We start from the raw sequence: 18,976 nt of genomic DNA, 5'->3' as shown, positions 1-18,976 counted from the left end.
CAGTCGTGCGGAACCCGGCTGTGGGGTCCTCCACGAAATTCGCAATTCGTCAGGATGGCCCGGGCTTGCGTGAACCGGTGCCAATCCTACCCATCTCCGAGCCGAAACAAGGTCGCCGCATGGCCGGTGGTTCCAGCCAAGTCCAGCTTTACTGCCAATTACTTAGCGGGGACGTTCAGTCCGGCCAGCAATCAGGTTTCGGAAAAGTAGCTCTGCAGCGTCCGGACCTCAAGGTCCCCGTCCCGATAGGCGCGGATCCCCTGGGCCGCCGCTACGGCGCCTGAAAGAGTGGTGTAATAAGGTACTTTATGCAAGAGGGCAGCCCGCCGCAGCGAGCGGCTGTCGGCTAGCGCCTGCGGTCCCTCGGTGGTGTTGAAAACGAGCTGGATGTCGCCGTTGGTGATGGCGTCCACGATGTGCGGCCGCCCCTCCAGCACCTTGTTCACCTTTTCCGCCGGCACGCCGTGGTCGGACAGGAAGCGCTGGGTGCCCGAGGTCGCCATCACCTTGAAGCCGAGCGAATGCAACAGGCGGACCGCATCGGTGATGCGTTCCTTGTCACCTTCGCGCACCGAGACGAACACGGTGCCCTTGCGCGGCACGCGGGTGCCGCCGCCCAGCTGGCTCTTGGCGAACGCCACCTGGAACGAGCGATCGAGACCCATCACCTCGCCAGTGGAGCGCATTTCCGGGCCCAGCACGGTGTCGACGCCGGGGAAGCGGGCGAACGGGAACACCGATTCCTTGACGCCGACATGCTTGAGCTCGGGCTTTTTCAACTTGAAATCGGCGAGCTTCTCGCCGGCCATGATGCGCGCCGCGATCTTGGCGATCGGAATGCCGATCACCTTGGCGACGAAAGGCACCGTGCGCGAGGCGCGCGGATTGACCTCGAGCACATAGATCTCGCCGTCCTTGATCGCATATTGCACGTTCATCAGCCCGACCACGTCGAGGCCGAGCGCGAGCTCGCGCGTCTGCCGCTCGAGCTCGGCGAGGGTCTTCTCGTCGAGCGAGTGCGGCGGCAGCGAGCAGGCGGAATCGCCGGAATGAATGCCGGCCTCCTCGATATGCTCCATGATGCCGACGACGAAAGTGTCCTTGCCGTCGCTCAGGCAATCGACATCGATCTCGGTGGCGTCGGAGAGATAGCGGTCGAACAACAGCGGGTTCTTGCCGAGCACGGTGTTGATCTGCCCGGTCTTGTCGTTCGGATAACGCGCCTGCACGTCGGCCGGGACCAGTTCCGGCAGGGTGCCGAGCAGGTAATCGGACAGCTGATTCTCCTCGCGGATGATCTGCATGGCGCGGCCGCCGAGCACGTAGGACGGGCGCACCACCAGGGGCAGGCCAAGATCGGCGGCGACGAGGCGAGCCTGCTCGACCGAATAGGCGATGCCGTTCTTGGGCTGCTTCAAGTGCAGCTTGTCGAGCACGCGCTTGAAGCGGTCGCGGTCCTCGGCAAGGTCGATGGCGTCGGGCGAAGTGCCCAGGATCGGCACTTCCGCTGCTTCCAGCGCGCGCGCCAGCTTGAGCGGGGTCTGGCCGCCGAACTGCACGATCACGCCGACCAGCGTGCCGTTCGAGCGCTCGGTCTCGATGATCTCGAGCACGTCCTCGGCTGTGAGCGGCTCGAAATACAATCGGTCGGCGGTGTCGTAGTCGGTCGACACCGTCTCCGGATTGCAGTTGATCATGATGCTTTCGAAGCCCGCGTCATGCAGTGCGAAGCAGGCATGGCAGCAGCAATAGTCGAACTCGATGCCCTGTCCGATCCGGTTCGGCCCGCCGCCAAGGATGATGACCTTCTTCTTGTCGGAGGGCGCGCTCTCGTCGGATGGGGTGCCCGCGAACGGCGCCTCATAGGTCGAATACATATACGCCGTCGGGGAGGCGAACTCGGCTGCGCAGGTGTCGATGCGCTTGAACACCGGCCGAACGCCAAGCGCGTGGCGTTTTGCCTTCGCGTCGGCTTCGGTCGTATGGGTCAACACCGCAAGGCGCGCGTCGGAAAAGCCCATCGCCTTGACCATGCGCATGGCGTGGGCATTGGTCGGCAAGCCGTTCTTGCGGATCCTCTGCTCCATCTCGACGATGCCGCGCATCTCCTGAAGGAACCACGGATCGATCTTGCAGGAGTTGAAGATATCCTCGTTGGACCAGCCAAGTCGCATGGCCTGCGCGACCTGCAGGATGCGGTTCGGCGTCGGCGTGCCGAGCGCGGCGCGGATCGCGTTCTTGTCGTCGCCGCGGCCGATGCCTTCGATCTCGATCTCGTCGAGGCCGGTGAGGCCGGTCTCGAGCCCCCGCAGCGCCTTCTGCAGGCTTTCCTGGAACGTGCGGCCGATCGCCATCACCTCGCCGACCGACTTCATCGAGGTGGTCAGGGTGGGGGAGGCGCCCGGAAATTTCTCGAACGCAAAGCGCGGGATCTTGGTGACCACGTAGTCGATGGTCGGCTCGAACGAGGCCGGCGTCGCGCCGCCGGTGATGTCGTTGGCGATTTCGTCCAGCGTGTAGCCGACCGCGAGCTTTGCCGCGACCTTGGCGATCGGAAAGCCCGTCGCCTTGGAGGCGAGCGCGGACGACCGCGACACGCGCGGATTCATCTCGATCACCACCATGCGCCCGTCGGCCGGGTTGACGCCGAACTGCACGTTGGAGCCGCCGGTCTCGACGCCGATCTCGCGCAGCACCGCAAGCGCGGCATCGCGCATGATCTGGTACTCCTTGTCGGTCAAGGTCAGCGCCGGCGCGACAGTGATGGAGTCGCCGGTGTGCACGCCCATCGGATCGAAATTCTCGATCGAGCAGACGATGATGCAATTGTCCTTCTTGTCGCGCACCACCTCCATCTCGAACTCCTTCCAGCCGAGGACGCTTTCCTCGATCAGGACTTCGTTGGTGGGGGAGGCATCGAGCCCGCGCTCGATGATGTCGATGAACTCTTCCTTGTTGTAGGCGATGCCGCCGCCGGTGCCGCCCATGGTGAAGGAGGGGCGGATGATTGCGGGCAGGCCGATGTCGTTGAGCGCCATCAGCGCCTCGGCCAGCGCCAGCTGCTGGTAGCGCTTGCGCCGCTCGTTCTCGCCGAGCGTCCATTGCCGCTCGAACTCTTCAAGCTCGGCGCCGGACAGCTTGGCGCAGTCGGCGAGGTGTTTGTCGCGGTCGGATTTCTTCAAGGAGGACGCGTTGGCCAGCCGCGACTTCGGCGTCTGCAGCCCGATCTTCTCCATCGCGTTGCGGAACAGCTGGCGGTCCTCCGCCTTGTCGATGGCGTCAGCAGTCGCGCCGATCATCTCGACGTCGAACTTGGCGAGCGTGCCCTGGCGGCGCAGCGACAGCGCGCAATTCAGCGCGGTCTGCCCGCCCATCGTCGGCAGCAGCGCAAAGCCCCCGGGAATGACGTAGCGTTCCTTCTCGATGATCTTGGCGACGATGTCCGGCGTGATCGGCTCGATGTAGGTCGCATCCGCCAGCTCCGGGTCCGTCATGATGGTCGCCGGATTGGAGTTGACCAGGACGATCCGGTAGCCCTCCTCCTTCAGCGCCTTGACGGCCTGCGTGCCCGAATAGTCGAATTCGCAGGCCTGGCCGATCACGATCGGACCCGCGCCAATGATCAGGATGGTGGAGATGTCGGTTCGTTTGGGCATCAACTCTCGCGGAGGGCAAATTGGGCACAAAAAAAGGGCGCGCATGCAGCGCGTCCCCTTCAGCCAAGAGCGCGTGATCGCCGCGCGCGAGCCGGTCTTTAGACCAGTTTCTTCAGCGGCGAAAGGCCCTTAAACGCCCATCAACCGGCAATTTTAGCCAGTTTGAACCGTTTCCGCCGCCCGCGGAGCAGCAGGACCAGCAGCGACGCAGCAACGCTCGAACCGCCGACGAAGCCCAAATAGGTTGGGCCCAGCGTGGACAGCACAATGCCGCCAAGCGCCCCGCCAATGGCAAAGCCGAGATACATGAAGGAGGCGTTCAGCGACACCGCGATCGTCGCCGCCTGCGGCTCGATCCGGATGATGCTCGCGAGCTGGGCCGGGTAGAAGCCCCAGCCGCAGATTCCCCAGCCGAAAATCATCAAGAGCACGATATAGCGGGAAAGATCGGGGCTCGCGAACTTGAGCGCCGCCGACAGCAGGATCTGTGCAGTCGCCATGCCCGCAAGGCCAAGCACCGCAGTTGGCGTGTTGCCCAACTTGTCGGCGAGATGGCCGCCGAACAGGTTGCCGATCGCGGCCGCCGAGCCGAAGACCAGCAGAGCCAGGCTGATTTCCGACGCGCTGAAGCCGATACCGCGCAACGGGATCGCGAGATAGGTGAAGACGGTGAGGGCGCCGACGGCCCAGAGTGTGGTGGTCGCCAGCGCATAGAGCATGTCGGTGTGCCGTGCGACCGCGAGGCGTTGCGCAAGTGTTGCGGTGCCGGCCGGCAATCCCCTGGGCAGGCGCAGCAGGATGCCGGTAAGCGCGATGGCGCCGAGCGCTGCGACCATGACGAAAGTGGCGCGCCAGGCGATCTGGTTGCCGATCATGGTGCCGATGGGCACGCCGACGACCGTCGCGACCGTCAGTCCGGAGGTGACCAGCGCAACCGCGCGGCCCCGCCGCTCGGGCGGCGCGATCGCAACGGCGACCCCGAGCGCAGTCGGCGTGCAGAGGCCAGCGCCAAGCGCCATCAATATGCGGGACGCCATCAGCAGGGGAAAGCCGGGCGCGACGACGGCAAGCAGATTGCTCAGGATGAAGCTGGACAGGGCGAGTGTCAGCACGGCCTTGCGGTCGACATTGTTGAAGGTGACCGCCAGGATGGGCGAGCCGATGGCATAGGCGAGCGCGTAAGCCGTCACCAACTGCCCGGCTGCGGGCGCCGAAATCTGCAGATCTGCGGAATGGCCGGCAACAGCCCGGCGATCACAAAAGCCTCGGTGCCGATCGCGAACGCCGCCAGGGCCAGCCAGAACACGTTCATGTCGCCCTCGATGCTCAATGGGAACAAGTTCAATTTCCATTGAACTATTGGTCGTCGACGCGCAATGTCAATTTGTTCAAAAAATATTGAACATTGCAAACCATGTCTGTTGGCAATATCTTGGCAGCATGAGCCGCACGCCCCTGCACCCCACACGTGAGCAGATCGAGCTGCCTACGGTACTGGATTGCCTCAGCGATCCGACCCGGCTTGCGATTGTCTTCACCCTTGCCGGAAACGATCAGGCGGCGCGGGAGCTGCGCTGCGGCGACTTCAATGCATTCAGCGGGAAATCCAATCTCGCCTACCACTTCGCGAAGCTGCGCGAGGCAGGACTGATCGAAACCCGCATCGTCGGGACCACGCGCTATCAGCGGCTGCGCCGCCAGGACCTGGACGCCCGTTTCCCCGGCCTGCTCGATGCGGTCATCAAATCCGCCGCCCGCGATGCCGAGCGCCTGCAATTCCCTCGATGTGAACTGGTAGCGGCTGATTGAGCTGCCAGTTTGGGGCTGGCGTACCGAGCAAGCATAGCTGCGCAAGCAGCGAAGCTTGGAGACCCGGCCTGGATTTGAACCAGGATAAAGGGCGTTGCACCGCCCTCGCGTTGACGCTTCCGCCACCGGGCCGCGATGATCTTCGCCGATAGAACCGGAACAGGCTACCTTGACCTGCAGTTAACCCTAACCGGGCTCAAAAACTCAGGGCTTGGCTCGGACCAGCGCGTGGTGAGCGACGAAGGTCATGCGCCAGGGGTTGTGGCCGATATTCTGGCCGGCGCGGGAGGCGGCAAACCCGGCCTTGGCGAGCTTCTCGATGATCTCGGTCTCGCTGTAGCGCATGAGGCCCACGCGCGCGCGCAATTGCCGGTAGTCCGACAGGGCGGTTGCGGCAAGACCCCAGAGGGCGTCCTTCAGGAAGCCGTGCTTCGCGCCGAACCGTAGCAGCGCATAGACGTCGGTCGGCATGCCGACCTCGGGGCGCAGGATATCGCCGAGCACGAGCCGTCCGGACGGCCTGAGGAGCTTGCGGACGACGGCAAGCGCGGTATCGAACTCGTCTGCCGTCATGTATTGGACGACCGAGTTCATCACGACCAGATCGACCGAGTTTTCCGCCATTTTCCTGACGTCCTCGAGCGAGCGCACCTTGATCTTGGTGTAGGGCGCAAAGCGCGCGATCAGCCGTCCGCGCACGCCGGGCGCCGGCTCGGCCAGGATCAGAAGGCCACACGCCTCCGCGACCTTGCCAGCCGACAAGGCCTCGCCGCAGGCATAGTCCAGCACCACCTGGTCGCGCGCGGAGATGTAGCTTTTAATGTCGCGCGCAATCAGCTCGAAATGCAGGTCGCGATGCCGCTTGCTCGCGTAGATCGTGTGCGTGGAATCGTAGTAGTCGATCCAGTCGTCCATAGATTGTCTTTAATGAGAGTGCGCGGTTCCTGACGAGGAACGGGTCCAATCGTGATGCGTTAACGGGTTTGAAAACCCGTGTCCATCGCCGGTTCCTAACAGGAAGGTTTAACGTGAGCAAAGCCAGGCCCGATAAAATTTCACATGATCTCGACACTCCCACGGACCTGTCGAAAGCGGCGGCCGAGAAGATTTCGGCGGCGCTCAACGTTCTTCTGGCGGATGCGTTCGCGCTCTACCTGAAGACCAAGAACTTCCACTGGCATGTCAGCGGCCGCCATTTCCATGACTATCACCTGATGCTGGATGAGCAGTCGGATGCGATCTTCGCCACCACCGACCAGCTCGCCGAGCGCGTCCGCAAGCTCGGGGCCATCACGCTGCGCTCGATCGGCCAGGTCGCCAAGCTGCAGACCATCAGGGACAACGACGAGGACTATGTGCCGCCGCGCGAGATGCTGCGCGAATTGATGGAAGACAACAAGCATATGGCCGCCGCCATGCGCAAGGCCCACAAGCTGTGCGACGATCATGAGGATTCCGGCACCGCCGGCCTGCTCGAGACCTTCATCGACGAGACCGAGCGCCGCACCTGGTTCCTGTTCGAAGCCAGCCGCCAGGAAGGCAGCAACGCAGCGTAACGGGTATTGCTGCGATCGCGTATCTTGCGAAGAACGATCACCCGGAGCTTCCTCCCGGCCTGCGCCCGGCGACGTCGCCGTGGGATCGCGTCATCGCTTCCACAATCTCACCAGCGGCCCATCCTCGCCCATGACCGGATCGGTCTCCGGCAGCGCAACGCGCGGAATTGTCTTCAGCGCCTTCGCATGGTTGTCCGGCGTGGGACGCGTGATCTCCATGGTCTGTCCAGGCGGGTAGGCGCCGATCACCGAGAGATCGCGGGTCGCGAACAGGCATTGATGGCCCGTGCCGGCCGGCAGGATCGCGACATCGCCAGCGGTGACCTCGAGCACCTTGCCGTGGTCGCCGCCGAAGCGGACGCGCGCCTGTCCGCGCGCGATGCCGAGCACTTCGTGCGCGGTCGCATGGTAGTGCAGGTAGTCGTAGATGCCGTTGCGCCACATGCTGCCCCAGCGATTGTCAGCGAAGACCTGCTCGATCGTGCGCTCGGGCTGCGCGTTATCGACGTCGATCACGCGCTTGTAGATGATGAAGGGCAGCGGATTGTTCGGCACAAGCCCGTCGTCCTCGAACTGGAAGGTGAGGGGTTTTGTCTTCTCCATGACCGCTTCCATGGCACGTCTCCCGCGAACAGACTATTCGCGGATCAACCCCGTGCGAGGTGGGGATGTTCCGAGTAGCGTTATCGCTGGTCATTCCGGGGCGATGCGAAGCATCGAGCCCGGAATCTCGAGATTACGGGCTCGCCTCTGCGAGGCGCCCCGGAATGACGCGCGAGACTAAGGGCATGGCCTACGCCCGCTTCTTGTCCCGCATCAGATCGGCAAAACGCTGGAACAAATAATGCGAGTCTCGCGGGCCCGGCGAGGCCTCCGGATGGTACTGCACCGAAAACACCGGCTTGCCTTCGAGCGCGATGCCGCAATTGGAGCCATCGAACAGCGAGACATGGGTCTGCTTGGCGTCCTTGGGCAGCGTGGCCTGGTCCACGGCAAAACCATGGTTCATGGAGGTGATCTCGACCTTGCCGGTCGTCTCGTCCTTCACCGGGTGGTTGGCGCCATGGTGGCCCTGATGCATTTTCATCGTCCGGGCGCCGACGGCGAGCCCGAGCATCTGGTGCCCTAAGCAGATGCCGAACGTCGGCGTGCCCGACTCGATCACCTTCTGGATGACGGGCACGGCATATTTGCCGGTTGCGGCGGGATCACCGGGTCCGTTGGACAGGAACACGCCGTCCGGCTTCATCGCCAGGATATCGTCGGCCGACGTGGTCGCCGGCACCACCGTGACCTTGCACCCGACGCCCGCGAGCAGCCGCAGGATGTTGCGCTTGATGCCATAGTCAACGGCGACGACGTTGAATTCGGGATCGTCCTGCCGGCCGAAACCCTCATTCCAAACCCAGGGCGTTTCGTCCCAGGTGAAGCGCTGGCCGGAGGTGACCATCGGCACGAGGTCCATGCCCTCGAGCCCCGGCCATTCCCGCGCCTCTTCCTTCAGGCCATGCAGGTCGAACTTGCCGTCGCGCGCATGCGCGATCACGGCATTGGGCATGCCCTTGCTGCGGATCAAAGCGGTCAGCGCGCGGGTGTCGATGCCGGAAAGACCGATGATGCCGCGCGCCTTCAGCCATTGGTCGAGATGGCGAGTGGCGCGGTAGTTGGAGGGACCGGTGATGGCGGTGCGCAGGATCACCCCGCGCGCGCCGGGCGTTGCCGCCATGTTCACCGTCTCGATGTCTTCCTCATTGGTGCCGACGTTGCCAATATGCGGGAAGGTGAAGGTGATGAGCTGGCCGGCATAGGAGGGATCGGTCAGGATCTCCTCATAGCCGGTCATGGCGGTGTTGAAGCAGACCTCGCCCACGGCGTGGCCCTCGGCACCGAGCCCAAAGCCTTCCAGCACCGTGCCATCGGCGAGCACTAACAGCGCGGTCGGTTTGTGGTCCGGCCAGGCGGCGTCATTGTCGGGTGTCGTCATGATGGGCCCTACATAGTCCCCGAGGCGGCCCGCGTCAAAGCCGGGAAGGGCCGATTCACATGCGTTTTCCGCATATTCGGGCCGATCCGGGCGGGAAGGCGGCCGGCGGGCTGAACTCAGGTTGTTTCGGGCTGGCGAACGGCCTAGATCAGGGCCTGGCAGCATGATCCGGAAAAGTGGACACCGGTTTTCCGAAAAGATCATGCTCAATTATGAAAGCTCAAAATGCGATGGTGATCCCATCGTGTTTTGAGCGAAAAAGGACGACGCCAATGCTGCGCGACGACATCAACACTGCCGTGAAGGAGGCCATGAAGGCCAAGGACGAGCGCAAGCTCGGCACGTTGCGCATGGTCAATTCGACCATCAAGAACGCCGACATCGCCGCGCGCGGGGAGGGTAAGCCGCCGCTGTCGGACGCCGATCTGCTTTCCGTGCTGCAGAAGATGATCAAGCAGCGTCAGGAGGCGGTCGAGCTCTATGACAAAGGCGGCCGCGCCGAGCTTGCCGCGCAGGAGCGCGAGGAGATCGCGATCATCTCGGCCTATCTGCCGAAACAGATGTCGGACGACGAGGTGAAAGCGGCGATCTCCGCCATCATCGCCGAGACCGGTGCCGCCGGCATCAAGGACATGGGCAAGGTAATCGCGGCCTTGAAGGCGAAATACACCGGACAGATGGATTTCGCGAGGGCGAGCGGCCTCGTCAAGGCCGCGTTGACGGGCTAGGCGTGGAGCCTTCGCGCTTTCCGCGGTCACGACCCGGCTGGCCTGCTAAATCACCGCCGCATCGTCTTGCCCGGGCTTGTCCCGGGCATCCACGTCTTTAGAATTTGCCGCAAAACGTGGATGGCCGGGACGATGCCCGGCCATGACGAGAGGAAACGGTCGGGCCATGCTCAAGGAAACGTCCAGCTACGACGAGCTTTACCGTGACTTCCGCTGGGACATCCCGGCGCAGTTCAACATCGCGACCGCCTGCTGCGATCGCCATGCCGATGGCACGAACCGTCTCGCGCTGATCTATGTCGACGAGGATGGCACCGCGCAGCGGAGTTCGTTCGACGAGATGAAGCGCTTGTCCAGCCGCTTTGCCAATGTGCTGAAGGCGGACGGGCTTGACCGCGGCGACCGGGTCGCGGTGTTCCTGTCGCAATCGCTTGAGTTGCCGATCGCGCATCTCGCCGCGTTTCGCGCAGGCTTGATCTCGGTGCCGCTGTTCACGCTGTTCGGCGAGGATGCACTGGAATTCCGCCTGCAGAATTCCGGCGCCAAGGCGGTGGTGACGGATGAAGGCGGCTTCGAGAAGCTCGCAAAAATCCGCAGCCGCCTGCCGGAGCTGAAGAGCATCTATGTCGCGGGACGTGCGTCGGGGGGCGCAAAATCGTTCTGGGCGGAGCTCGAGCGCGGCGCCGATCATTTTCCGACGGTCGACACGTCCTGCGACGATCCCGCCATCATCATCTACACCTCCGGCACCACGGGAAATCCCAAGGGCGCGCTGCACGCGCATCGCGTGCTGCTGGGACATCTGCCCAATGTCGAGATGGCGCACGACTTCCTGCCGAGGCCAGCCGACATCATGTGGACGCCGGCCGACTGGGCCTGGATCGGCGGCCTGTTCGATGCGCTGTTTCCGGCCTGGTATCATGGCGTGCCGGTGGTCGGCCATCGTGCCAGGAAGTTTGAGCCGCAGGCGGCGATGGAGCTGATGGCGAAACACGCAGTCCGCAACGTGTTCCTGCCGCCGACTGCGCTGAAGCTGTTGCGGCAGGCGAATGCGAGGCACTCGGGCGTGAAGCTGCGCAGCATCTTCTCCGGCGGCGAGTCGCTCGGTGCGGAGCTGTTGGATTGGGTGCGCGCGACCTTCGGAGTTGAGGCGCATGAGATCTACGGCCAGACCGAGTGCAACCTCGTGGTCGGCAACAACGCAAGATTGTTTCCGATCAGGCCGGGGTCGATGGGCAGGCCGACTCCGGGCTTCGACGTTCGTGTTGTCGATGAGAAGGGCAGGGAGTTGCCGCGCGGCGAGCGCGGCATCATTGGCGTGAGGCAGCCGAACCCTATCACCATGATTGAGTATTGGCGCAATCCGGAAGCGACTGCGAAAAAATATGCCGGCGGCTTTCTTTTGACCGGCGATCTCGGCCGCCAGGATGAGGACGGCTATTTCTGGTACATGAGCCGCGAGGACGATGTCATCACCAGCGCCGGCTATCGCATCGGCCCCGGCGAGATCGAGGACACGTTGTTGAAGCATCCGGCGGTGGCGATGGCGGCCGTGGTCGGCATTCCCGATCCCGTTCGTACCGAGGCGGTGAAGGCCTGGATCGTGCTGCGCCCCGGCTTCGCGCCGGGCGAGGAGCTTGCACGCGAGATCCAGGATTTCGTGAAGGTGAAGCTCGCCGCGCATGAATATCCGCGGCACGTGGAGTTCACGGAAACGCTGCCGATGACCGCGACGGGCAAGGTGCTGCGCCGCGACCTCCGCACAAGGGGCTGATCGCCACCCAGCCCCGGCGAAAGCCGGGACGACGTTCAGGGTGTCGCAATCCCCATCGCCTTTAGCGCGTCCAGCATCCGCTGCGGCGGGGCCATCTTGACGGCCAGGGGCTTGCCGGTCTCGAGCACGCTCTTGAGGCTCGAGAGGATCGCGGGCCAGCCCTGGCGGCCACCCGAGAGGATGTCTTCGCCGAGCTCCCGCTCATGCGCTTCCGTCAGCGTCAAGCGGACGGCGTCGCCGGCCGGCTCGATCTCATAGGTGACGAGCGTCTGCCCGAGCTTCTCGATCAGCGCCGGCCAGTTGACATTAAACGTCACGGTCAGCTTCCTCTCAAGCTCGCATTCGATCACCTCGCCCGAAATATGCAGCGCGCCGTCGGGCGTGCGGACGATGAAGGCGCCGCCGACCTTCGGCTCGATCTCGACCGAATTGCCGAAGAAATATTGCCGGCTGAACTCGGCGCTGGTCAGCGCCTGCCAGACCTTCTGCGGCGTGGACGCGATGTAGATGGTGTAGACCAGCGTCGGCTTGAAGCTTGTGATGTCCATGATCTCACTCAAATCCTTCGATACCGAGGGCGGCGGACGGAATTACGAGCGGCTCGCCGGATTCCAGCAGGCTCTTGAGGCTCGCGAGGATCGCCGGCCAGCCCTTGGAGATACCGTCGAGCATCTTGCCACCCTCGACAAACCCTTCATGGGTCAGTGTCAGCTTCACGACCTTGCCATGAGGCTCGAGCGTAAAGACGACCTTGGAGGCCGGCTCCTTCTTCAGTTCCTCGTCGAGGACGTGCTTGAATGTATAGGAGAGCCGGCGTGGCGGTTCGGCTTCCAGGATCTCGCCGACATCGGTGGTCTGGCCGTTCATCACCAGCGCGATGGACGAGCCGATCCTCCAGTCCGAACGCAGCTCGGTGTTGAACCAGTAGCGCGTGCTGAACTCGGAAGAGGTCAACGCCTCCCACAGTTTCTCCGGCGTGGTCTCGATATAGGTGACGTAGACGAATTCCGGCCGCTTCATCGGTCCGCTCCAGCCGGTATCTTCGATGCTGCTCCGTCCGGTTCCTCGTACCAGGGTGCGTACAGGACCTTGCCGCATTCGACATAGCTCTTCAGACTTGAGAGGATCAGCGGCCAGCCCTTGCTGACCTTTTGGAGCACCTCGCTTCCAGGCTCGAACCGGTCGTGGATCAACGTCAGCCTGACCTGATCCCTCTGGCGCTCCAATTCGAACGTCACCCGCGACGGCTTTCCGCCGTCGGAGCCGTCATGCGCGCGGAACGAGTAGGCAAGGCGGCGCGGCGGGTCATATTCGAGGATCTCGCCGATGATGTCGCTCTTTTCACGTCGAGCTAGCCGAAGCGCAAATGGCGAGCCGACCTTCCAGTCCGATTCGACGAAATTGCCGTGCCAATAGAGCCGCGATGACTCGGTATCGGTCAGCGCCGCAAACACCTTCTCCGGTGTCGAGGCGATGTAGATGACGTAGACGAACTCCGGCTTACTCATGGCGCTTCTCCAGTTGCTTTTTCAATTCGCTGAGCGCGGTGAGCTTGGCGCGCTCGAATTTCTTGATCCAGCGTTCGCCGATTTGATGGATCGGCACCGGGTTGAGATAATGCAGCTTCTCGCGGCCATGCCGAAGCGTGGTGACGAGATTGGCGTCCTCCAGGATCGCAAGGTGCTTGGTCACGGCCTGGCGCGTCATGTCGAGCCCCTCGCAGAGCTCGTTCAGCGTCTGACCGTTTTTGATGTGAAGCCTGTCCAACAGTGACCGTCGTGATGCGTCGGCCAGCGCTTTGAAGACCTCATCCATGGTTTCGATAATAGGCAACCAAATGGTTGCATGTCAAGAGCGTGTGTTTGGCAGGGGGCGTGGGCGTGATAGCGTGCGGTTCAGCCAACGAAGATTGGTTCCAAAAGTGGGGTGCAGCATGGGTGGGCGCGGCAGCGTTGCGTTGCTTTCTATTTCTTTCCTCGTGGTTGCCGGTGTCGCGGCAGCGCAGCAACAGGTGATCGGGGCGCCGCCGGAAGCCTCCAACATGCGGCTGGTCGGCTACAACGATTTGCAGGCGCGCAGCGCCTACCAGCCGACCATCCATCATCAGGGCGACCGCTGGATCGCTTATATCGGTCATCACGGCGGCAGCGATGCGATCCCCGATCCGGTCAATCCGATGACCGGCAAGGCCGAACCAAACGGCACCTCGATCGTCGACGTCACGGACCCCGCGCATCCGAAATATCTGCACCACATTCCGGGGCAGGAGGGCAAATATGAATCAGGCGGCGCGCAGATGGTGCGCGTCTGCGACGGCAAGTCCCTGCCCAAGGGCGATCGCAACGCGGTCTATCTGCTGCGCGCGGTCGGCAGCGAAGGGCATGAGATCTGGAACGTTACCAATCCGGAAAACCCCACGCTTGTCACCCGGATCGGCGAGGGCCTGAAGGACACGCACAAGAATTTCTGGGAATGCGACACTGGCATCGCCTATCTGGTGTCCGGCGCGCCGGACTGGCGCACGCGCCGCATGACGCAAATCTATGACCTCTCCGATCCCGCCCATCCCGTGAAGATCAGGGATTTTGGCCTGCCCGGGCAGGAGCCGGGATCGACCGGCGCGGTGCCGACCGAATTGCATGGGCCGATCTCGACCGGGCCGCAAGGCAACCGCGTCTATTTCGGCTACGGCACCGACAAGGGCGGCATCCTGCAGATCGTCGATCGCGACAAGCTGCTGCACGGCCCGGCGGCGCCGACCGCGGACAACCTGCGCTATCCCGAGATATCACGCCTGACGATGAGCGCCTTCAACGGCGCGCACACCACCTTTCCAATGCTCGGCATGCCGATTCCCGAATATGCGCATGACAAGGACGGGAATAAACGCGACATCGTCATGATCGTGGACGAGGCGATCCAGAACGAATGCGGCGAGCCGCGCCAGATGGTTTGGTTCGCCGACGTCACGACGGAGTCGAGGCCGATGATGATCTCGAGCTACACCGTGCCGGAAGCGAGCGGCAATTTCTGCGAGCGCGGTGGCCGATTCGGTTCGCATTCCTCCAACGAGAGCATGGCGCCGGTCTATTACAAGAAGCTCGCCTTCATCGCCTTCTTCAATGCCGGCGTGCGCGCGCTCGACATTCGCGATCCCTATCATCCCAAGGAAGTGGGCTATTTCATCCCCTCGATCACGCCGGCGACCGACAAGCGCTGCGTCACGCTCGAGGGCGTCGAGCGCTGCAAGGTCGCGATCCAGACCAACAATGTCGAGACGGACGACCGCGGCTATATCTACGCGGTCGACCGCGCCAACACCGGCCTGCATATTCTTGAACTGACCGGCGAGGCGCGGGCCATCGCCGGGCTGCCATAAGGGAATGAGCGATGCGGCGCCTGATCGCCATCGCGATCGCGGCTCTGGTGTTCGGCGCCCTGTCGGGCGTCGCCGCCTACCAGAAGGTGCGGCCGCAAGGTGCTGATGACGTCGATCGCCATTGGCAGGAGATCGCCTGGCCCTATCCGCGCGATGGCTGGCCCGCGGGGCGCGCCTTCCGTTGCGACGGCTGCACGGAGCCGATCGAGATCTATGTGCGGCCGAAGATCGGCTTCTGTAATTGCGACACAGGGGTTGCCGATGATGACGAGGTCGATCGCGTCGCCGATCTCGATCTGATCAGCGACCGCTTTGCTCCGCTGGCGCCCGGCCAGGTCATCCGTGTCGCCGATCTACGCGGCCGCGTACGCGCCTACGATCTCGACATGCCCGGCGGCGCCCGCCACGCCGCGATCGGCATTGCGGTCTCCCATCGCTGCGATCTCCTGGTCGCGGTGGCACAGGGACGCGCGCACGCCGACGAGCTGCAGCGCGAGGCGGTGGCGTTCCTGACGACCGAGCGGATGAAGCACTGGACGATGGCCGCGCTGGGTGGGGGGTAGTGCGCCTGGTGGCGCGCCATAATTTCCGCCTTCGCCGGGACGACCGGCGGTATGCGTAGCAACTTCCACTCGCGCCGTCATCATGCATAATGCAGCCCTCACATCCCTCGCGAGTTCCCCATGTCCCTCCAAGCCTATCTCGCTTTCATTGCCGCCTGCGTTGGGCTCGCATTGATTCCTGGGCCGATTGTCACGCTGCTGATCGCCAACGGCCTGCGCCATGGTTCGCGCGCGGCGCTCACCAATATTCTGGGCGTGCAGGCGGGTCTTTTGATCGTGATCGGCATTGTCGCGGTCGGGCTGACCTCGCTGATGGCGACCATGGGCTACTGGTTCGACTGGGTCCGCTTTGTCGGTGCCGCCTACCTGATCTGGCTCGGCATCAGGCTGATCCGCTCCCCGGTCGAGGGCGTCAAGGCCGACGCGCCGCCGCCTCCGCCGCGTGGCGGCTTTTTCCTGCAGGGTTTTGTGGTGGCGCTCTCCAATCCGAAACTGCTGCTGTTCTTCGGCGCCTTCCTGCCGCAGTTCATGGATCTCAACGGCGATCACACGTCGCAGGCGACACTGCTCGGCATGACCTTCATGGTGATCGCGGGCACGACGGACGCGACCTATGCGCTGCTGGCGGGACGCGCTCGGCTGTTCTTCTCGGCGCGACGCACGCGGATGCTGTCGCGCGTCTCCGGTGGTTGCATGATCGGCGGCGGCATCTGGCTCGCGCTGACGCGGGCGCGCTAAAAGCGTTTTCGAGCGAAGCGGACACCGGTTCGCGTGAAGAAAACGCGTCGAAACAAGAATCTAGATGTTCTGCTCGGCGCGCAGCTGCACCTCGATCTCCGAGAGAATCCGCGCCAGCAGCTCGGCCCATTGCTGCTGGCCGGATTGATCCGCAATCAGGTCCTGACGAATCTCGATGCCGGTGCTGAGCAGGCCCCGCGCTTCGCCATGCACGGGGATGGTGTAGTCGGTGAGATCCGAGACCGCATAGGGCTCGTTGTCGCCGACCACGAGATCGCCCTCGGCGCGCAGCGCGCGCAGCAACAGCGGCGGCAGCGTCGTGTCGCGATGATAGAGCGTGCCGATATGCCAGGGCCGCGCCACGCCGGCATAGACAGGCGTGAAGCTGTGCAGCGACACCAGCACTGTCGATCGCTTCGCATGCAGCCGCTGGTCGATGATGGCATCGATGCGTCGGTGATAGGGATCGAAGATCTCGCGCCGGCGCCGTGCGACGTCTTCCGCTGAGAGCGCTTCATTACCGGGAATCACCGTCGCCTCCGACAGACGCGGAATCGAGCTTGCGACGGCCGGCGGACGGTTGCAGTCGATGACGAGTCGCGAATAACGCTGGCTGACGAGATGCGCATCGCACATTATCGCCATCCGCTCGGCGACGCCGGCAATGCCGATGTCCCAGGCGATGTGGCGGACGCGCTCGCTCTCGGGCAGGCCGAGATCGCCCAGCTTTTCAGGCAAAAGCCGCCCGTAATGATCGCAAGTGAACAGGAACGGCGATGCACCTGACGCATTGGTCTCATGCACCGGCGCCACGTCGGTGCCGGACAGCAGCAACGATGTTTCCCCAGTCACGTCGGATGTCATGTCTTGTTGCCTATCGAAGCAGCATTCGGTTTGGAAATGGGCAGCGTTCCCTATAGATTAGACCGCCCAACCATGATGATCTCAAACGAACGATGCCTTTGCTGACGATTCACCACAAGACCGAATATCGCTACGAGCGCCCTGTGGCGTTTGGCGAGCACAGGATCATGCTGCGTCCGCGCGACGGTCATGATTTGCGCGTGCTGCACAGCCAGCTCGACATCACGCCGGAGCCGATGCGGCTGCGCTGGATCCATGACATCTTCGGCAATTCGGTGGCGATCGCGACCTTCGACGAGCGCGCTGATGTCCTGACCTTCACCTCCCACGTCACCGTCGAGCACAATCCGGCGGAGGAGTTTGCGCTGACGCCGGACGACCCCGCTTATTTCTATCCGTTCCTGCACGACCCGGAGGAATACCCCGACGTCCTGCACTACATCACGCCGCAATATGCTGATCCGGATGGCGAGCTTTCGGCCTGGGCGCGCAACTTCCTCGATGCGGAGGCGCCGACGCCGACGTTCAAGATCCTGAGCGGCATGACCTATCGCATCCGCGAGGATTTTACCTACAGGAAGCGTCATGAGCAGGGCACGCAGCACCCGCTCGACACGCTGCAGACGGGCAGCGGCACCTGCCGCGATTATGCGCTGCTGATGATCGAGGCGCTGCGACGGCTCGGCATCGCCGCGCGCTTCGTCTCCGGCTATCTCTTCACCGGCAACGATCCCGGTCACCGCGGCGGCGGCTCGACCCATGCCTGGGTGCAGGTCTATCTGCCGAGCGCGGGCTGGATCGAGTTCGATCCGACCAACGGCATCGTCGGCACGCGCGACTTGGTCCGCGTCGCGGTCGCGCGCGATCCCAGCCAGGCCATTCCACTGCACGGCGTTTATCTCGGCTCGGCGGATGCCTCCATCGGCATGGAGGTGAGCATCAAGGTGAGTTCGCTCGACAGCACCGAAGAGGCGTCCGCGCAAAGGGAGAAGGTTTGACGATGCAGATCAAGGTCGGCTTCGAGATTACCTATGCCGCGGCGCAGCCGACGCCGATGGTGATCATGCTGTCGATCCATCCCTCGCGCCGTCAGGACATCGTCGGCGGCGAGAGCATCACCGCCGAGCCGACTGTGCCAATCGGCTTCTATCGTGACACCTTCGGCAATGTCTGCGGCCGCCTGGTGGCGCCGGCCGGCGGCGTCACCTTGTTCGGGAGCGCGCTGGTGCGCGACTCCGGCCTGCCCGATGCGGTCAATCCCGCGGCCGAGCAGGTGCCGATCGAGAAGCTGCCGGACGAGCTTCTGCTCTATCTGATGCCGAGCCGCTATTGCGAAACCGACAAGCTCACCGACATCGCCTGGTCACTGTTCGGCAACACCAGGCCGGGATGGGACCGCGTTGCCGCGATCACCACCTTTGTGCATGATCACGTCACCTTCGGCTATGAGCATGCGCATCACATGAAGTCGGCGCATGATGTCTACGAGCAGAAGAGCGGCGTCTGTCGCGACTTCGCCCATCTCGCCGTCACCTTCTGCCGTTGCATGGGCATCCCCGCGCGCTACTGCACCGGCTATATGGGCGATATCGGCATCCCGCCCGAGCCGTGCCCGATGGATTTCTCCGGCTGGTTCCAGGTCTATCTCTCCGGCGAGTGGTACACCTTCGATGCCCGCCACAATATCCCGCGCATCGGTCGTATCCTGATGGGCACCGGCCGCGACGCAGCCGACGTCGCGCTGTCCACGAGCTTCGGGCGGATGGAGTTGAAGAAGTTCACCGTGATTTCGGTTGAGGTCGTCGAGCGTTGAGGATGGTTGACACCCTCCGTCATTCCGGGATGGTGCGTAAGCACAGACCCGGAATCTCGAAATTCTCGGATGTGCAGGGCACATCGGAGTTCGCGCGCTGACTGCGCGCGCC

General features: G+C 63.5%; 20 protein-coding genes and 1 tRNA gene. 9 read left to right on the top strand and 12 right to left on the bottom strand.

The window, feature by feature from the left end; genetic code table 11:
• Positions 1-191: 191 nt before the first annotated feature.
• From carB to A3AI_RS50025, 3 genes are all read right to left on the bottom strand, one after another.
• The gene (carB, locus tag A3AI_RS0129075) at positions 192-3,656 is read right to left on the bottom strand and encodes a carbamoyl-phosphate synthase large subunit (protein ID WP_024518949.1); all 3,465 of its coding nucleotides are present in this window, start codon (positions 3,654-3,656) and stop codon (positions 192-194) included.
• Between the two features lie 140 nt (positions 3,657-3,796).
• Entirely contained in the window at positions 3,797-4,846 is a 1,050-nt protein-coding gene (locus A3AI_RS43625; protein WP_245286972.1) for an MFS transporter, read from the bottom strand.
• Positions 4,843-4,968 (bottom strand): hypothetical protein, encoded by a 126-nt coding sequence (locus A3AI_RS50025; protein WP_283807279.1) that lies wholly within the window; start codon positions 4,966-4,968, stop codon positions 4,843-4,845. Before A3AI_RS50025 ends, A3AI_RS43625 begins: the two co-directional genes overlap by 4 nt.
• Before the next feature lie 128 nt (positions 4,969-5,096).
• Here A3AI_RS50025 and A3AI_RS0129065 point away from each other — a divergent pair, with 128 nt between their 5' ends.
• Positions 5,097-5,465 (top strand): ArsR/SmtB family transcription factor, encoded by a 369-nt coding sequence (locus A3AI_RS0129065; protein WP_024518948.1) that lies wholly within the window; start codon positions 5,097-5,099, stop codon positions 5,463-5,465.
• Positions 5,466-5,521: 56 nt separating this feature from the next.
• Here the strand turns inward: A3AI_RS0129065 and A3AI_RS0129060 are convergent.
• Positions 5,522-5,597, bottom strand: a tRNA-OTHER gene (locus A3AI_RS0129060).
• Between the two features lie 72 nt (positions 5,598-5,669).
• Positions 5,670-6,380, bottom strand: a complete 711-nt coding sequence (locus A3AI_RS0129055) for a class I SAM-dependent methyltransferase (RefSeq protein ID WP_024518947.1) — start codon at positions 6,378-6,380, stop codon at positions 5,670-5,672.
• Between the two features lie 113 nt (positions 6,381-6,493).
• On the opposite strand from A3AI_RS0129055, the gene A3AI_RS0129050 reads away from it, so the two are divergent.
• The gene (locus tag A3AI_RS0129050) at positions 6,494-7,021 is read left to right on the top strand and encodes a Dps family protein (RefSeq protein ID WP_024518946.1); all 528 of its coding nucleotides are present in this window, start codon (positions 6,494-6,496) and stop codon (positions 7,019-7,021) included.
• Between the two features lie 90 nt (positions 7,022-7,111).
• On the opposite strand, the gene A3AI_RS0129045 is transcribed toward A3AI_RS0129050, so the two are convergent.
• Together A3AI_RS0129045 and carA are read right to left on the bottom strand one after the other, a co-directional pair.
• Positions 7,112-7,636 carry a hypothetical protein gene (locus tag A3AI_RS0129045; protein ID WP_024518945.1) on the bottom strand — a complete coding sequence of 175 codons (525 nt, stop codon included), beginning with the start codon at positions 7,634-7,636 and terminating at the stop codon, positions 7,112-7,114.
• Between the two features lie 178 nt (positions 7,637-7,814).
• Positions 7,815-9,005: a glutamine-hydrolyzing carbamoyl-phosphate synthase small subunit gene (carA, locus tag A3AI_RS0129040; protein ID WP_024518944.1), complete on the bottom strand. Its 1,191-nt coding sequence runs from the start codon at positions 9,003-9,005 to the stop codon at positions 7,815-7,817.
• A 272-nt stretch (positions 9,006-9,277) separates the two neighbouring features.
• Here carA and A3AI_RS0129035 point away from each other — a divergent pair, with 272 nt between their 5' ends.
• Both A3AI_RS0129035 and A3AI_RS0129030 read left to right on the top strand, forming a co-directional pair.
• The gene (locus A3AI_RS0129035; RefSeq protein WP_024518943.1) at positions 9,278-9,733 is read left to right on the top strand and encodes a GatB/YqeY domain-containing protein; all 456 of its coding nucleotides are present in this window, start codon (positions 9,278-9,280) and stop codon (positions 9,731-9,733) included.
• Positions 9,734-9,899: 166 nt separating this feature from the next.
• Positions 9,900-11,507: an acyl-CoA synthetase gene (locus tag A3AI_RS0129030; RefSeq protein ID WP_024518942.1), complete on the top strand. Its 1,608-nt coding sequence runs from the start codon at positions 9,900-9,902 to the stop codon at positions 11,505-11,507.
• Between the two features lie 35 nt (positions 11,508-11,542).
• Here the strand turns inward: A3AI_RS0129030 and A3AI_RS0129025 are convergent, their stop codons facing one another.
• From A3AI_RS0129025 to A3AI_RS0129010, 4 genes are read right to left on the bottom strand one after another with little or no spacing between them, the layout of a single operon-like run.
• A complete protein-coding gene (locus A3AI_RS0129025; RefSeq protein WP_024518941.1) occupies positions 11,543-12,055 on the bottom strand; it encodes an SRPBCC family protein in 513 nt (170 codons plus the stop codon).
• A gap of 4 nt (positions 12,056-12,059) precedes the next feature.
• Positions 12,060-12,527, bottom strand: coding sequence for an SRPBCC family protein (locus A3AI_RS0129020; protein ID WP_024518940.1), 468 nt, complete (start codon positions 12,525-12,527; stop codon positions 12,060-12,062).
• On the bottom strand, positions 12,524-13,015 hold the full coding sequence (locus tag A3AI_RS0129015) for an SRPBCC family protein (RefSeq protein ID WP_024518939.1): 492 nt from the start codon (positions 13,013-13,015) through the stop codon (positions 12,524-12,526). The genes A3AI_RS0129020 and A3AI_RS0129015 overlap by 4 nt, the downstream gene beginning before the upstream one ends.
• Positions 13,008-13,322: an ArsR/SmtB family transcription factor gene (locus A3AI_RS0129010; protein WP_024518938.1), complete on the bottom strand. Its 315-nt coding sequence runs from the start codon at positions 13,320-13,322 to the stop codon at positions 13,008-13,010. Before A3AI_RS0129010 ends, A3AI_RS0129015 begins: the two co-directional genes overlap by 8 nt.
• A 118-nt stretch (positions 13,323-13,440) precedes the next feature.
• Here A3AI_RS0129010 and A3AI_RS0129005 point away from each other — a divergent pair, with 118 nt between their 5' ends.
• The 3 genes from A3AI_RS0129005 to A3AI_RS0128995 all read left to right on the top strand — a co-directional run bounded on the left by A3AI_RS0129005 (position 13,441) and on the right by A3AI_RS0128995 (position 16,187).
• Positions 13,441-14,886 carry an LVIVD repeat-containing protein gene (locus A3AI_RS0129005; protein ID WP_024518937.1) on the top strand — a complete coding sequence of 482 codons (1,446 nt, stop codon included), beginning with the start codon at positions 13,441-13,443 and terminating at the stop codon, positions 14,884-14,886.
• Positions 14,887-14,897: 11 nt separating this feature from the next.
• Positions 14,898-15,449, top strand: a complete 552-nt coding sequence (locus A3AI_RS0129000; RefSeq protein WP_024518936.1) for a hypothetical protein — start codon at positions 14,898-14,900, stop codon at positions 15,447-15,449.
• Positions 15,450-15,569: 120 nt separating this feature from the next.
• Positions 15,570-16,187, top strand: a complete 618-nt coding sequence (locus tag A3AI_RS0128995) for a LysE family translocator (protein WP_024518935.1) — start codon at positions 15,570-15,572, stop codon at positions 16,185-16,187.
• 60 nt (positions 16,188-16,247) lie between these two features.
• Here the strand turns inward: A3AI_RS0128995 and A3AI_RS0128990 are convergent, their stop codons facing one another.
• Entirely contained in the window at positions 16,248-17,051 is an 804-nt protein-coding gene (locus tag A3AI_RS0128990) for an N-formylglutamate amidohydrolase (RefSeq protein ID WP_024518934.1), read from the bottom strand.
• Between the two features lie 92 nt (positions 17,052-17,143).
• On the opposite strand from A3AI_RS0128990, the gene A3AI_RS0128985 reads away from it, so the two are divergent.
• Entirely contained in the window at positions 17,144-18,049 is a 906-nt protein-coding gene (locus tag A3AI_RS0128985; protein ID WP_024518933.1) for a transglutaminase family protein, read from the top strand.
• Positions 18,050-18,051: 2 nt separating this feature from the next.
• Positions 18,052-18,864: a transglutaminase-like domain-containing protein gene (locus A3AI_RS0128980; RefSeq protein ID WP_024518932.1), complete on the top strand. Its 813-nt coding sequence runs from the start codon at positions 18,052-18,054 to the stop codon at positions 18,862-18,864.
• Positions 18,865-18,976 lie beyond the last annotated feature (112 nt).

The organism is Bradyrhizobium sp. Tv2a-2, from assembly GCF_000472425.1.
Taxonomy (GTDB): domain Bacteria; phylum Pseudomonadota; class Alphaproteobacteria; order Rhizobiales; family Xanthobacteraceae; genus Bradyrhizobium.
The sequence above is the reverse complement of the archived record's forward strand: the minus strand, read 5'-3'. Positions and strand labels throughout refer to the sequence as shown.